The 13,913-nt window shown below is 65.7% G+C and carries 12 protein-coding genes; 1 reads left to right on the forward strand and 11 read right to left on the reverse strand.

Going from position 1 to position 13,913, the window contains the following annotated elements; translation table 11 throughout:
* Positions 1 to 6: 6 nt before the first annotated feature.
* From LY622_RS20455 to ehuR, 11 genes are all read right to left on the reverse strand, one after another.
* Positions 7 to 1,113, reverse strand: a complete 1,107-nt coding sequence (locus LY622_RS20455) for an ABC transporter ATP-binding protein (RefSeq protein ID WP_234292577.1) — start codon at positions 1,111 to 1,113, stop codon at positions 7 to 9.
* Positions 1,114 to 1,207: 94 nt separating this feature from the next.
* Positions 1,208 to 2,827, reverse strand: a complete 1,620-nt coding sequence (locus LY622_RS20460) for an alpha-glucosidase family protein (RefSeq protein WP_234292578.1) — start codon at positions 2,825 to 2,827, stop codon at positions 1,208 to 1,210.
* Between the two features lie 28 nt (positions 2,828 to 2,855).
* Positions 2,856 to 3,698 (reverse strand): carbohydrate ABC transporter permease, encoded by an 843-nt coding sequence (locus tag LY622_RS20465; RefSeq protein WP_114477116.1) that lies wholly within the window; start codon positions 3,696 to 3,698, stop codon positions 2,856 to 2,858.
* Positions 3,698 to 4,675 carry a carbohydrate ABC transporter permease gene (locus LY622_RS20470; RefSeq protein WP_234292579.1) on the reverse strand — a complete coding sequence of 326 codons (978 nt, stop codon included), beginning with the start codon at positions 4,673 to 4,675 and terminating at the stop codon, positions 3,698 to 3,700. The genes LY622_RS20465 and LY622_RS20470 overlap by 1 nt, the downstream gene beginning before the upstream one ends.
* A 16-nt stretch (positions 4,676 to 4,691) precedes the next feature.
* Complete coding sequence (locus tag LY622_RS20475; protein WP_234292580.1) at positions 4,692 to 5,957, reverse strand: ABC transporter substrate-binding protein; 1,266 nt, start codon at positions 5,955 to 5,957, stop codon at positions 4,692 to 4,694.
* 173 nt (positions 5,958 to 6,130) lie between these two features.
* Positions 6,131 to 7,057 (reverse strand): LysO family transporter, encoded by a 927-nt coding sequence (locus LY622_RS20480; protein ID WP_234292581.1) that lies wholly within the window; start codon positions 7,055 to 7,057, stop codon positions 6,131 to 6,133.
* Between the two features lie 144 nt (positions 7,058 to 7,201).
* On the reverse strand, positions 7,202 to 7,924 hold the full coding sequence (locus LY622_RS20485; protein WP_234292582.1) for a hypothetical protein: 723 nt from the start codon (positions 7,922 to 7,924) through the stop codon (positions 7,202 to 7,204).
* A 114-nt stretch (positions 7,925 to 8,038) separates the two neighbouring features.
* The gene (locus LY622_RS20490) at positions 8,039 to 9,382 is read right to left on the reverse strand and encodes a nicotinate phosphoribosyltransferase (RefSeq protein WP_234292583.1); all 1,344 of its coding nucleotides are present in this window, start codon (positions 9,380 to 9,382) and stop codon (positions 8,039 to 8,041) included.
* Positions 9,379 to 9,945 carry an isochorismatase family protein gene (locus tag LY622_RS20495; protein WP_234292584.1) on the reverse strand — a complete coding sequence of 189 codons (567 nt, stop codon included), beginning with the start codon at positions 9,943 to 9,945 and terminating at the stop codon, positions 9,379 to 9,381. The genes LY622_RS20490 and LY622_RS20495 overlap by 4 nt, the downstream gene beginning before the upstream one ends.
* Before the next feature lie 90 nt (positions 9,946 to 10,035).
* Entirely contained in the window at positions 10,036 to 10,971 is a 936-nt protein-coding gene (locus LY622_RS20500) for a 2-hydroxyacid dehydrogenase (RefSeq protein ID WP_234292585.1), read from the reverse strand.
* A gap of 26 nt (positions 10,972 to 10,997) precedes the next feature.
* Positions 10,998 to 12,404: a MocR-like ectoine utilization transcription factor EhuR gene (gene ehuR / locus LY622_RS20505; protein WP_234292586.1), complete on the reverse strand. Its 1,407-nt coding sequence runs from the start codon at positions 12,402 to 12,404 to the stop codon at positions 10,998 to 11,000.
* Between the two features lie 195 nt (positions 12,405 to 12,599).
* Between ehuR and doeA the strand changes: the two genes are divergently transcribed.
* Positions 12,600 to 13,799, forward strand: coding sequence for an ectoine hydrolase DoeA (gene doeA / locus LY622_RS20510; protein ID WP_234292587.1), 1,200 nt, complete (start codon positions 12,600 to 12,602; stop codon positions 13,797 to 13,799).
* Positions 13,800 to 13,913 lie beyond the last annotated feature (114 nt).

Here is a 13,913-nt window from a genome sequence, read left to right on the forward strand (position 1 = left end):
TCCCGCTCATGCCACGGCGCTTACGGCCTTGACCGGGAGTGCTCGGCCTTCGCCGTCGAACAGGTGGACATGCGCCGGGTCCGGGGCCAGCGCGACCCGCTGCCCGACCGACCAGTGGGTGGGCGCCTCGCTGCGCTGGATCAGCAGGGTGTCGCCCTCCTTGGGGTCGAGGTAGACATAGACCTCGTTGCCCAGGTACTCGACGTTGACGATCTCGAAGCTGTTGGCGCCCTGGGCCTCGGTCAGGCGCAGGTGCTCGGGGCGTACGCCGATCGTCAGGCCGGCGCCCTTGGCCTGGCCGACAGCATCCTGGGGCAGGTCGAGTTGGGCCATGCCGCTGGCGCTGACACGACAGCCCGATTCGTCGGCATCGAGCAGCTTTGCCGGCATGAAATTCATGGTCGGCGAGCCGATGAAACCGGCCACGAATCGGGTCGCCGGGCGCTGGTAGAGCTCATGGGGGCTGCCTACCTGTTCGATGCGGCCACCATTGAGTACCACGATCTTGTCGGCCAGGGTCATGGCTTCCACCTGATCATGGGTGACGTAGATCATGGTGGACTCGAGACGCTGGTGCAGGCGGGCGATCTCATTGCGCATCTGGACCCGCAGCGAAGCGTCCAGGTTCGAGAGTGGCTCGTCGAACAGCAGGATTCGGGGTTCGCGCGCCATGGCCCGCCCCATCGCGACGCGCTGGCGCTGGCCGCCGGAGAGCGCCTTGGGCTTGCGCTCCAGCAGCTCCTCCAGCTGCAGGATGCGGGCGGTGGCCATGACCCGTTCATGAACGGTTTCCTGGGATGCCTTGGCCAGCTTGAGCCCGAAGGCCATGTTCTCGTAGACCGTCATATGCGGATAGAGGGCATAGGACTGGAACACCATGCCGACACCGCGCTCCCGGGGCGGCAGATCGTTGACCACGGTGTTGCCGATGGAGAGCTCGCCGTCGCTGATCGATTCCAGCCCGGCGATCAGCCGCAGCAGGGTGGACTTGCCGCAGCCGGAGGGGCCGACGAAGACCACGAATTCGCCGTCACCGATGGCCAGGTCCACATCCTTGATGATATGGGTGCTGCCGAAGACCTTGTTGACCTTGTCGAGTTTGACGCTTGCCATGGAATATCTCCTTGCCGGCCCGCTGATGGGTTGCCTCGTCGCGGGCCGGCAGTGTTGTTATGAGCACTGTTATGAGCGTTGTTATGAGCGTGTCTCAGACGGCGAAATAGGCGGCCTGATAGGGCGGCAGGCACAGTATCTCGCCGTCGCGCTCATGGGTGAAGCCATGCCCTTCCAGAGACCTGCCCACCGCAAGCGGCAGGCGAGCCTCATGGGCCTGGCCGGTGAGGTTGAAGACGCAGAGGATGCGCTCGTTGCCCTTCTCGCGGATGAAGCCCAGCAGCGCTTCTCCCACATCGACCAGTGCCAGATCGCCATCGAACAGCGCCGGGTGGGCGGTGCGCAGGGCGAGCAGGCGGCGGGTGGCGCTGAGTACCGACGCCGCGTCGTCCTGCTGCTCGGCGACGGCGAGCGGCAGCTGGCGAGCCTCCACCGGTAGCCAGGGCGTAACGCCCCCGGCGGTAAAGCCGCCTTCCTTGGCGTTCTCCCAGGGCATGGGGGTGCGACAGCCGTCGCGGCCCTTGAACTCCGGCCACAGCACCTTGCCGTAGGGGTCCTGGATGCGTTCGAAGGGCACCTCGGCCTCGGGCAGGCCCAGCTCCTCGCCCTGGTAGAGGCAGACGCTGCCGCGCAGCGAGAAGAGCATGGCGAGGGCCACCTTGGGGTAGGCGATGGGGTCCTCGCCGGCGCCCCAGCGGGTGGCGCTTCTCACCACGTCGTGATTGGACAGCGCCCAGCAGGGCCAGGCGTCACCGGCCAGGCGCTGGAAGCGTTCCAGCACCTCGCGGATATAGGCCGCCGAGTGGGGGGCGTTGAGCAGGTCGAAGGTATAGGCCATGTGCAGCTTGTCACCCTCGGCGGTGTACTCGGCCATGCGCTCGAGGGGGTTGTCGTCGCCGATCTCGCCCACCGTGGTGGTGCCGGGGAACGCGTCCATCAGCGCGCGCAGCTCCCTGAGGAAGCCGAGGTTCTCCGGGCGGCTCAGGTCATAGACGTGGCGCTGCCAGGTGTAGGGGTTGGCATCCGGCGCGCCGAGGGTCTTGGCGGCGCCTGCCGGCACCGGCGGATTGTCGCGCAGTTCGGCGTCGTGGAAATAGAAATTGACGGTGTCCAGGCGGAAGCCGTCGACGCCAAGTTCCAGCCAGAAGCGCATATTGTCCAGCTGCGCCTGACGCACTTCCGGGTGGTGAAAGTTGAGGTCCGGCTGGCTCGACAGGAAGTTGTGCAGGTAGTACTGGCGCCGGCGCGGGTCGAAGGTCCAGGCCGGCCCGCCGAAGATCGACAGCCAGTTGTTGGGCGGGGTGCCGTCCGGCTTGGGGTCGGCCCAGACGTACCAGTCCGCCTTCGGGTTGGTGCGGTCGGCGCGGCTCTCCTGGAACCAGGGGTGCGCCTCGGCGGTGTGGCTGATCACCTGGTCGATCATCACCTTGAGGCCAAGCGTATGGGCCCGGGCCAGCAGCGCCTTGAAGTCATCCAGGGTGCCGAACATCGGGTCCACGTCGCGGTAGTCGCTGACGTCGTAGCCGAAGTCGAGCATCGGCGAGGTGAAGAAGGGCGACAGCCAGATCCCGTCCACGCCCAGCGAGGCCACGTAGTCGAGTTTCTCGGTGACGCCGGCCAGGTCACCGATGCCATCGCCATTGGCATCCATGAAGCTGCGCGGGTAGATCTGGTAGATGACGCCGCCGCGCCACCAGAGGGTGTTGTCCTGCATCTTGGATTCCTTGAATAACATCAGGTGATTACCCTTTGACCGCGCCAGCGGTGAGGCCCGACACGATGCGCCGCTGGAAGATGATCACCAGCACCACCAGCGGCACGGTGACCACCACCGAGGCCGCCATGATCGGCCCCCAGGGCAGCTCGTAGGCGCTGCCGCCGGAGAGCAGGGCGATGGCGACCGGCACGGTGCGCTGGCTGTCGGTGAGGGTGAAGGTCAGGGCGAAGAGGAACTCGTTCCACGCAGCGATGAAGGCGAGCAGGCCTGTCGTCGCCATGGCCGGCCACATCAGCGGCAGGAACACCTTGGTGATGATGACCCAGGGGGTGGCGCCATCCATGATGGCGGCCTCCTCGAGTTCCATGGGCAGCTGGCGCATGAAGGTGGTCAGCACCCAGACGGTGAAGGGCAGGGTGAAGATGGTATAGCTGAGTATCAGCCCGCCGGGATTGTTGTAGAGATTGAGCGCACGGATGACCTCGAACAGGCCGGAGAGCACCGCGACCTGCGGAAACATCGAGACGCCCAGGATCACCAGCAGCACGGTACTGCGTCCGCGAAAGCGCACCCGGCCCAGCGCGTAGGAGGCCGTGATGCCGAGCAGCAGGGCGATGAACACCACGCTGGTGGCAACCAGGATCGAGTTGAAGATGGCCTGCAGGAAGCTGCGCTGGCTGAAGACCTGTATGTAGTTGGTGAAATCCAGGCGAGAGGGCCATAGCTCGACCCGGAAAAGCTCGCTGGAGGGGGTGAAGGAGGTCTTCACCGCATAGTAGAACGGGAAGACCGCGATCACGACGATCAGGGCTACCAGGACCCAGAAACCGATGCGGGTGGCGTGTTTGGAGAGCTGGCGCGAGGTCATCAGTCGCCTCCCAGTTTCAGTTGATTGCGACCGAGGTAGAGGTAGGCGATGGTCGCAAGGGCGATGATCAGGAACAGCAGGGTGGAGGCGGCGCTGCCGTAGCCCACGTCCTGGAACTCGACCAGCTGCTGGCGTGCGTAGATCGACATGGACATGGTGCTGGTGGAGTTGGAGGTCAGCACGTAGATGACGTCGAACACGCGCAGGGCGTCGAGCAGGCGGAAGATCACCGCCACCATCAGCGCCGGGGTGATCAGCGGCAGGGTGACCCTGAAGAAGACCCTTACCGGATGGATGCCGTCGACCTCGGCGGCCTCATAGCAGTCCTTGGGCAGCATCTGCAGGGCGGCCAGCACCAGCAGGGCGACGAAAGGGGTGGTCTTCCACACGTCGACCATGATCACCGCCCACATGGAGTAGCTGGCGTCGGCCGTCCAGGCGATCGGCTCGCCGATGATCCCGATCACCATCAGCAGGTGGTTGATGATCCCGAACTGGTCGTTGAGCATCCAGGCCCACATCTGCGCCGAGACGATGGTGGGGATCGCCCAGGGGATCAGCACCGCGGCACGCACCAGCGTGCGCCCCTTGAACTCGGCGTTGAGCACCAGCGCCACGATGATGCCGAACACCACCTCCAGCGAGACCGAGACTACCGAGAAGTAGACGGTGTTCCAGACGGCGCGCCACCAGATGGGGTCGGCCAGCACGCCGTACCAGCGACCATCTTCATAGATCAGATAGTTCTCCAGTCCAATGAACAGGGTATCGCTCAGGTCGGACAGGGAGGCATCGGTAAAACTGAAGTAGAAGGTGCGCAGCAGCGGCCAGCCCGCAACCAGGACAAGGACGACCAGCATCGGGGCCAGAAAGATCCAGGCGGCACGCACCCTCTGGCGACGCACCTTGGTGCTGCGCTTGTGCCTTGGCAGGGGGCGCGCCGCGATCGGCGCGCTTTCGGTTACGGGAGTCGACATTTCGGGCTCCAGGAGGTTACCAGTTGCGACGCTTGACGCGGGAGAGTTCACGATCGAGATCGCTGACTGCCTGCTCACCGGTCTTGTTGCCGGACAGCACGTCATGGGCGGCACTGAAGAAAGCATTGCTGACGCGGCCGTAGGCATCTCCGGTGGGAGCGGAGGGACGCGCCACGGCATTGACGAAGGTCTCGTAGAGATCGCCGAAGAAGGGCACCGCCTCGAGGACCTCCTCATCCTGGTAGAGCGACTCCAGGGTGGGGTTGTAGGCGCCGGCAATGGCACGACGCTTCTGCTCCTCTTCGCCGGCGAGGAAGGCCACCAGGTCGACGGCGAGCTCGGGATTCTCGCTGTAGCGGGAGACCGCCAGATTCCAGCCGCCGAGGCCGGCGGCACTCTGACCGTCGCCGCTGTAAGGCAGCTGGGTCACACCGACCTTGCCGCGTACCTCGCTGTCCTCGCTCTGGGCCAGGGCCCAGGCGTAGGGCCAGTTGCGCATGAACACGGCGTTGCCACCCTGGAACACGCCGCGGGCTTCTTCCTCGGTGTAGTTGAGGACGCCGTTGGGGGAGATATCACCGATCCAGGTCGCCGCGTGATCGAGAGCGGCAGCGGCCTGGGGGTTGTCGATGGTGATCTCGCCTTCACTGTCGACGATGGTGCCGCCGCCGTGGCTTGCCACCCACTCCAGGGCGTTGACGGTCAGGCCTTCGTAGGCGCGGCCCTGGAAGACGAAGCCCTGCATCCGCTCGCTACCCTCGGCGCGCTCGGCATTGCGGATTTCCCGGGCGGTCTCGGTGAGTTGCTCCCAGGTTTTGGGCACCTCATGGCCGTGCTTCTCGAGCAGGTCTTCACGGTAGTAGAGCACACCGGCATCGGTGAACCAGGGCATGGCGACCAGGCGGCCGTCTATGGTGTTGTTCTCGATGATGGTCTCGAAATGACCCTCACCGGCCTCGTCGCCGAGTACTTCGCGCAGGTCCAGCAGATGGTTGGCGAGCAGGCCAGGCCAGACCACGTCGATCTGCATGATGTCGATGTCGGTGGAGTTGGCGGAGAGAATCTGCTGGTAGAGGGAGAGGCGCTCGGTGGAGGAGTTCGGCGTCGAGACCACATCGACGCTGTGGCCGGTCTTTTCCTCCCAGGCCCTGACACCCTCCTGGCAGAGGGTCAGCTCGGCGCCGACGGCGCCACAGGAGATGGTCAGGTCTGCGGCCTGGGCGTGGCTGATACCGGCGGCTCCAGCCATGATGAGCGTGGGAAACAGTGTCTTCTTGAGCATGGCAGTTTTCCTTGTCGGCTTGTTCTTATGGGGCTGGCTGTCTGATGACTTAAACGATTAAGTTCGTCGGCGCTCAGTTAGCCGCTTATTGGCACGGAGATCAACCTAGACTTTTGGCTAAGTGTAGCGGAGGCGCGCATTCTGCCGCTGTGACAGCGTCGTCGCCTCGCGGCTTAGAGCGACAGGAAGAAGAGGATCAAGGGCGGCGACAGTAGCGAAAGAATGAATCCGCTGACCACGGCGATCGGTACGCAGGCCACCCCGCCGTGCTGCTGGATGACCGGCAGGGTGAAGTCCATGGAGGTCGCACCACCGTAGCCGATGGCCAGTGGCGCGTGGCGGTGGATCAGCAGCGGGATGAGGATGAAGGCCAGCAGTTCACGGGCCAGGTCGTTGAAGAAGGCCACGCCGCCGAGCAGAGGGCCGAGCTGATCACCGATCAGGATGCCCGAGAGCGAATACCAGCCGAAGCCGGACGCCAGCGCCAGTCCTTCGTTCCAGTTCAGGCCGAGGAGCGGGGCGGCGATCAGGCCGCCAACCAGGGAGCTGGCGGCCAGGGTCGTGGCAATGGCCAGGCCGTGACGGTTGAGCAGGATCTGGCGCAGCGGCATGCCCGAATTGCGCAGCTGACAGCCGATCAAGGCGAGCAGGGCATAGAGCGCCCATTCGGCCAGCTGTTCGGCGGTGGTGAAGATGGCCTGGCCGCCCAGCCAGCTCAGGGCGAGCCCGATCAGCACCCCGAAGACCACCACCGCGACCAGCGCCAGGGAGCCGATCAGGGCGGCTATCTTGGTGGTCGGTGCGTCGGCGACGACCGGCGAGGCGCCGAAGCGCAGCCCGAGCCGGCGAGACAGCCACCAGAGGGCCGCCAGGTTGACGGCAGTAATGACGCTGAACAGCAGCAGTGCCTGGCCGCCCATGCGCGACAGCTCGCGCATCAGGTCGTCGAGGCCGGCCAGGCTGACCCCCATCAGCAGCAGAATGAGATAGACCGAGGCGTTGACGCCGCGGTTGATCAGGTTCATCAGGCCGGCATGGCGAACCGGCACCAGGTAGCCCAGCAGCAGCGGCAGAAGGACGATCAACAGCCCGCTCAACATCGAGACCTCTTCCCTTGTCGTGGCCGCCGGGCGGCACAAAGCGCCACACTCTAGCAGCCTTTTGCGGCGAGCGCTGCCGTCGACTCGACCGGCCTAGGTCGAGCCGACGGGGCATCCACTGGGGAGTCGCGATCTTGCAGCGGGTCAGGGGGCCTGGGTGTCGAGGGAGGTGAGCCGCAGCCGGCTCTTGCGCTTGCCGTCGCGGCGATAGTCCACGGCCAGCAACAAGCCGGGAAGCTCGGGGTGGAAGTGGAAGGTCATCGTCCGGTCAGGCGTTTCCGGGTCCATCACCTCGACCTTGACCGCCTCGAACTCGCCGGCTGGGAGGCTCAGCGTCTCTCGGTCGTGCACCCGGTAGTCGAGGGACTCCTCACGGCCACGATGATCCTGATAGACCAGGCGACAGCCGGCCTCCTCCTGGCAGCTGCCATTCAGGGCGCTCAGGGAGAGGTCGAACAGGGCAGCCTGACGATCGGGCAGCTTGCTGAGCTCGTCGGTGCCAAGCCGGTAGTCGCCGCCAATGCCAAACAACGAATAGCCGCTGGCGTAGTTCACCGAGCGAACGCCATCCGGGGTCAGGAAGAAGCGGCTGCGTTCATTGCCGCGAGCCACGGCGATGGAGGCATTCATTCGGCTCTGCCAGTGATGGTTGTCCCGGATCAGGCGGTGCTCGATGGAGGCGTTGGGCCAGCCGCTCACCTCCAGCCGGTATCGCGCGTCGAAGGGCTGGGGAGTGACCCGGCGTTCGGTATCGCTGACCGACGCGGGCTTGGCAGCCGTCGGGGCCGCCATGGCCTGGGCGGTGCCCAGCGACAGCAGTAGCAGCGGCAAGGCCAGCATGGTGAGAGGGCGCAACGGTCGGTTCATGGGACTCAACATGGGGTGGTGAGGAAAAGAGTGACGAAGTGACAAGGAGTCTGAGCACGGGAAGGCGCCCCGGGTTCCCCGATGCACGCTTGTTGCATGTTCTCCGGGGCGCTATCACCCTTGCTGCAGGCGCTTCAATTCCTCGCTGAGCCCCACCGGGTAGTCGCTCTCGCCCGGCGCGAGCCGGGTCAGCGCCTCGGGCATCTCCGCGAGACAGGATCGAACCCGTTCACGGGCATCGGCGGCCATGGCCATGACCGACTCGTCCAGCTTGCCGCCCTGCACCAGGGGCACCAGCATCGGTTCGCCATCGACGCTCCGTTCATCGCGGCTGGCGATGATGTCGCCGGCATAGCGGCCCTGGGCATCCCGTCGCCGGTAGAGCTGCTTGCGCCCGGGCAGGTTGACCTTGCCCGTCGAGTGCTTGACCCGGGGTATGCCCGCATACTCCACCAGCTTGTAGGAGAGGTCGATGACCGGCGCGTCGGCCGAGACCCCCATCTGCGTGCCCACGCCGAAGGCGTCGATGGGCGCATCATCCTCGACAAGCTCCTGGATCCTGTATTCATCGAGGCCACTGCTGGCGATAATCCGGATAGCTTCCAGGCCGGCTGCGTCGAGCAGGGCGCGGGAGCGGTGAGCGAGTTCGCCCAGGTCGCCGGAGTCGAGTCGAACCGCACTGACGCGCAGGTCGGGCTCCTCCGCCATCAGCTCGATGACCATGCGGACACCCTCCAGGGTATCGTGGGTATCCACCAGCAGGGTGGTGTCCGGATAGTGGCGCGCGAAGGCACGGAAGGCCGCGCGCTCGCTGTCATGGGCCAGGATGTAGCTGTGCGCCATGGTGCCGTTGATTTCCAGGTCGTGGCGCAGTCCGCCCAGCACGTTGCTGGTGGCGGCGAGGCCCGCGGTACGGTAGGCGCGCACCCCGCGTACCGCCGCGTCGACACCGTGCATGCGTCGCATGCCGAAGTCGACCACCGGCCGGCCCTGGGCGGCCATGACGAGGCGTACGGCCTTGGAGGCCAGCACCGTTTCCAGCTGCACCAGGTTCATGATCAGGCTCTCGAGCAGCTGTGCCTCGGCAATCGGTGCATCCACTTCCAGGAAGGGCTCGTTCGGGAACACCGGCGTCCCTTCCGGCAGGGTCCAGATATCGCCGGTGAAGCGCCAGCCGGCCAGCCAGTCGAGGAAGGCATCGTCGAACTTCCCGGTGCCGGCCAGCTGGCTCAGGGCCGATGAGGAAAAGCGAAGCCGACTGGCCAGTGCGGCGGCATGCTGCTGGCCGCAAGCGAGCATGAAGCGCCGGGTGGGCGGCAGCTTGCGAAAGTAGAGGCTGAAGGTGGCCCGCTCCTGCATCGACTCCTTCCAGTAGGCCTGGAGCATGGTCAACTGGTAGAGGTCGGTGAGCAAGGCCAGGTCGCCGTCATCCACCTGTACGGAGATGGGCTGACTCATTGGCGAACCTCGATGCCTTCGGCTTCCAGCTCACGGATGCAGCGGCCCCGGGCCTCGGGGTCGACGGGCGCCGTCAGCCCGGCCAGCAGCACGACTTCGAAGCCTTCCTGGCGTGCTTCCTTGGCGGTGGCCAGTACGCAGACGTCCATGGCCAGGCCGCACACCACCACGCGACGGATGCCTCGGTCGCGCAGGTAGCCGCCCAGGCCAGTGCCGTCGAAGGCGGAGTAGGCATCGGCATCGAAGGCCGTGGCCTTGCTGACACGGATGGTGTCGTCGGTGAAGTCGAGGTCCGAGTGGAAGGCGGCGCCGGGGGTATCCTGTACGCAGTGCACCGGCCAGGTGCCGCCGCGATGCTCGAAGCTGGCATGGTCGACGGGATGCCAGTCGCGCGAGGCGACCACCGGCGCACCGGCGGCACGGGCGGCCGCGATCTCGGTATTGATACCGGGCACCAGTGCCTTGCCGCCTGTCACCGGTAGGGCACCCCCCTCGCAGAAGTCATTCTGCATGTCCACGACCAGCAGGGCGTCTTGCTTGCGGTAGTCCAGTTGCGTAGTCATCGTGCACCTCCAGGGAGGGCGATGGGTATGTCCTTCAGACTATCTCCTATCTCGCTGTACTTGTAGGGGTGAGGTCGCGGTCGCGGGGATTCAATAGCCGGCGCTGGGGTTCACGGTCTCGAGCGTTTCGCCCGCCTCGAAGGCCTCGATCAGTTCGGCGACCTGCCCCACGGCTTCCTTCAGCGGTGTGGGGCCGGCCATGTGCGGCGTTACCCATACCCTCGGGTGCGACCAGAGCGGGTTTTCCCGGGGCAGCGGCTCCTCGGGAAAGGCGTCGAGCAAGGCACCGCGAAGCCGGCCCTCGGTTTCACCTTCCCCCAGCGCCTCCAGCAGTGCCACTTCATCGATCAGGGTGCCGCGCCCGGGATTGATCAGGCTGGCGCCTTCCGGCAGGGCGGCCAGTGTCTCGGCATCGATGATGTGGCGGGTCTCCGGGGTTCCGGGTAGCAGCAATACCAGCGTGCGTACCCGGCCGAGCAGGTCGAACAGGCCGTCGTCACCATGGTGGCAGGCGATGCCGTCGAGCCGCTTGGGAGAGCGGCTCCAGCCGTGGACCGGAAAGCCGTCGGCGGCGACCATCCTGGCCACCTTGGCGCCGATGGCACCGAGGCCCAGTACGCCCACCGGCCAGTCGCCCTTGTCGTCTACGGCATGCTCTCGCCATTCACGGTGGGCCTGCTGGCGCCGGTAGCGGTCGAAGTCGCGCTGGAAATGCAGTACGCCGTAACGCACGTAGTCACCGATCAGCTCGGCCATGCCGGCATCGCGCAGCTTGACGATGGGCACGCCCTCGGGCAGGCCGGGGTTGTTGAGCAGGGCGTCGACACCGGCACCCAGGTTGATGATTCCCTTCAGGTTGGCGTGCTCCCGCAGCAGCGACTCGGGCGGCTTCCAGGCGGCCAGGTAGTCGATATCCCGGCGTTGGTGGGCGGGTGCTTCGCTGGTGACGATCTCGGCGGCAGGCAGGTGTTCGGCCAGGGCGTCGCGCCAGCTGGCCGCCTCGTCGATATGGATCAATACACGCATGGGGTCTCCTTCCGGTTTCGTGAAGGTCAGTAGATGATCTGCATCATGGGCGGGGGGGCTTCGTCGAGCAATATGGCCAGTCGTTGCAGTCCCTCCTCCAGGCGCTTCAGGCTCTGCTCGGCGCCCAGGCTCACTCGGATGCGTCGCGGGGGCGGCGTCTGCTCCACCATGAACGGCACGGCGGTGGTGATGGCCAGGCCCTCCTGCTCGGCCTGTTGCTGCAACTCCTCCGCTCGCCAGGCATCGGGTAGCGTTACCCAGACATGCAGGCTGGTGGGGCGGGAGGCGCGGGAGTGATGGCCGAGCAGGCGTGCGGCGAGCTTCTGGCGCTCGCCCAGCAGCTCCCGCTGTTCGGCGGCCATGGCCTCGATGCTGCCGTCGGCGATCCAGCGGTCGGCGAGTTCGAAGATCAGCGGCGTGGCCATCCAGGTGGTGGCCCGCATCCGCGGCAGCACGTGGTGGAGTTGGCCGCGGGGCACGGTCAAGTAGCCGGCGCGCAGTCCTGGCACGGTGACCTTGGTCATGCTGGTGACATGGAAACCGAGCTGGGGGATCCGGGCGGTGAGGGAGGCCAAGCTCGGAGCTTCGAGCAGGGCATGCACATCATCCTCGATCAGCCACACCCGATGGCGCGCCAGAACCTCGGCCACAGCGTCACGGCGGGCCTCGCTCATGGTCGCGCCGGTCGGATTCAACTGGGTCGGGGTCAGATAAACGGCCCTCGGCTTGAAACGATGACACGCCGATTCCAGCGCCTCAGGAATAACGCCTTCGCTGTCGATGGCCACGCCGCGCAGCTGAAAGCCCAGGGTGCGCGACAGGGCGATCAGGCCATGGTCGGTGAGGGCCTCGGTGAGGACCAAGTCGCCGTGTTGCACCACGCTTGCGATGGCCAGCATCAGGCCATGAGCCGCGCCGTTGCAGAGAATCCTGTCGTCCATCTCGCCGGGCACACCGAGTCGGGACTGCAGCCAGGCGCTGGCCCGCTCCCGCTGGTGGGGAAGTCCGGCGATGGGGCGACAGGCGGTAATCACGTCGGGGTTGGCATGGTCCGCCAGTTCGATCAGCGCCTGGCGAAAGCGCAGGTGGTGTCCGGGCGGGCAGACCGGGTGGGCGATGGAGAGGTCGATCAGGAGGCTTTCGCTGCGCGGCTCGTGGCCGCGCAGGTAGGCCGACTCCCGGGCGTCGTCCAGGGCGTTGACCCAGGTGCCGCTGCCGACTCGCGCCTGAACCAGGCCCATCTTCTCGGCCTGGGCGTAGGCCCGTGAAACGGTCTGAACGCTGACGGCGAGGCTTTCGGCCAGCTGTCGATGAGGTGGCAGGCGGGTGCCCGGGGTGAGCTCCCCCAGGCGAATTGCCTCCGACAGGGCGCGGGCAATGGCTAGGTACTTGGGACCGGTGTCGGTCAAGTAGGGAGTCAGATCAATTGTCATGATGCAATAAAGCCTTTGACCGCCAGCAGAGGTGTGGTGCTAGTATCAGCTTAGCGACATTGACTGGATATTGTCATGATTTCCTGATGCAAAATCATGACAATAATATTCCACCGAGCGGTGTCCGATAACCCCTGGTCCGGCCCTCTCTGCATGGAGACGGCCGGTTATTGGTGATGCTATGGCGAACGCTTCATGAATCAGGTCTCCCTGCCCTTCACTCGTCAGGAATATGCCAGCCGACTGTGGAAGGTCCGCGCCGAGATGGCGAGCCGAGGCATCGACGTGCTCATCATCAGCGATCCCTCCAACATGGCCTGGCTGACCGGCTATGATGGCTGGTCCTTCTATGTGCATCAGTGCGTCCTGGTGGCGCTGGAAGGAGAGCCGGTCTGGTATGGCCGTCGCATGGACGCCAACGGGGCGTTGCGGACCTGCTGGATGGACCCGGACAATATCACCTACTACCCCGATTACTACGTGCAGAACCCGGACATGCACCCCATGGACTACCTGGCCCAGTCGATCATGCCCGATCGCGGCTGGCACCAGGGGGTGGTGGGCATGGAAATGGATAACTACTACTTTTCCGCCAAGGCCTACCAGTGCCTGCTGCGCGAACTGCCCCATGCCCGCTTCCTGGATGCCAATGCGCTGGTCAACTGGTGCCGGGCGATCAAGTCGCCCCAGGAAGTCGCCTACATGCGCGTCGCCGGCAAGATCGTCGAGGGCATGCATACGCGTATCCTCGAAGTGATCGAGCCCGGCCTGCCCAAGAGCAAGCTGGTTTCCGAGATCTACCGGGTCGGTATCGAGGGTTGGGTGGATGATAACGGCAAGGTCTTTGGCGGCGACTATCCCGCCATCGTGCCCATGCTGCCCACCGGCAAGGATGCGGCGGCGCCTCACCTGACCTGGGACGACACGCCGTTCCGCGAGGGCGAGGGCACGTTCTTCGAGGTTGCCGGTGTGTTCAAGCGTTACCATGCGCCGCTGTCGCGCACCGTGTTCCTGGGGCGGCCGCCCCAGGAGTTCATCCGTGCCGAGTCGGCGCTGCTGGAGGGCATCGAGCGCGGCCTGGCCGTGGCCAAGCCCGGCAATCGTACCGCCGATATCGCCATGGCGCTGGGGGCGGCCATGGACAAGTACGGCTTCGACCGGGGCGGGGCGCGCTGCGGCTATCCCATCGGTATCAGCTACCCGCCCGACTGGGGTGAGCGCACCATGAGCCTGCGCCCCTCCGACGAGACCATCCTGCAGCCGGGCATGACCTTCCACTTCATGCCTGGCCTGTGGCAGGACGAGTGGGGCCTGGAGATCACCGAGAGCATTCTGATCACCGAGACAGGCTGCGAAGCGTTGGCGAACTTCCCCCGCCAGCTGTTTGTGCGCTGAGTGCCAGCGACAACCGGCCACAGCGAGGGGCGCCGGGGTAGGCCGGAAGGGAGGTCCGAGGCCAGGGATGGCCGAGGTAGCGCCCATGGATGGGTTCACAGCGCCTCCCTGAAG

The organism is Halomonas alkalisoli (assembly GCF_021412585.1).
Lineage (GTDB): Bacteria > Pseudomonadota > Gammaproteobacteria > Pseudomonadales > Halomonadaceae > Halomonas > Halomonas alkalisoli.

Coding starts and splice junctions, on each gene's coding strand:
- LY622_RS20455 (WP_234292577.1), bottom strand. CDS start 1,113: ATGGCAAGCGTCAAACTCGACAAGGTCAACAAGGTCTTCGGCAGCACC.
- LY622_RS20460 (WP_234292578.1), bottom strand. CDS start 2,827: ATGCAGGACAACACCCTCTGGTGGCGCGGCGGCGTCATCTACCAGATC.
- LY622_RS20465 (WP_114477116.1), bottom strand. CDS start 3,698: ATGACCTCGCGCCAGCTCTCCAAACACGCCACCCGCATCGGTTTCTGG.
- LY622_RS20470 (WP_234292579.1), bottom strand. CDS start 4,675: ATGTCGACTCCCGTAACCGAAAGCGCGCCGATCGCGGCGCGCCCCCTG.
- LY622_RS20475 (WP_234292580.1), bottom strand. CDS start 5,957: ATGCTCAAGAAGACACTGTTTCCCACGCTCATCATGGCTGGAGCCGCC.
- LY622_RS20480 (WP_234292581.1), bottom strand. CDS start 7,057: ATGTTGAGCGGGCTGTTGATCGTCCTTCTGCCGCTGCTGCTGGGCTAC.
- LY622_RS20485 (WP_234292582.1), bottom strand. CDS start 7,924: ATGAACCGACCGTTGCGCCCTCTCACCATGCTGGCCTTGCCGCTGCTA.
- LY622_RS20490 (WP_234292583.1), bottom strand. CDS start 9,382: ATGAGTCAGCCCATCTCCGTACAGGTGGATGACGGCGACCTGGCCTTG.
- LY622_RS20495 (WP_234292584.1), bottom strand. CDS start 9,945: ATGACTACGCAACTGGACTACCGCAAGCAAGACGCCCTGCTGGTCGTG.
- LY622_RS20500 (WP_234292585.1), bottom strand. CDS start 10,971: ATGCGTGTATTGATCCATATCGACGAGGCGGCCAGCTGGCGCGACGCC.
- ehuR (WP_234292586.1), bottom strand. CDS start 12,404: ATGACAATTGATCTGACTCCCTACTTGACCGACACCGGTCCCAAGTAC.
- doeA (WP_234292587.1), top strand. CDS start 12,600: ATGAATCAGGTCTCCCTGCCCTTCACTCGTCAGGAATATGCCAGCCGA.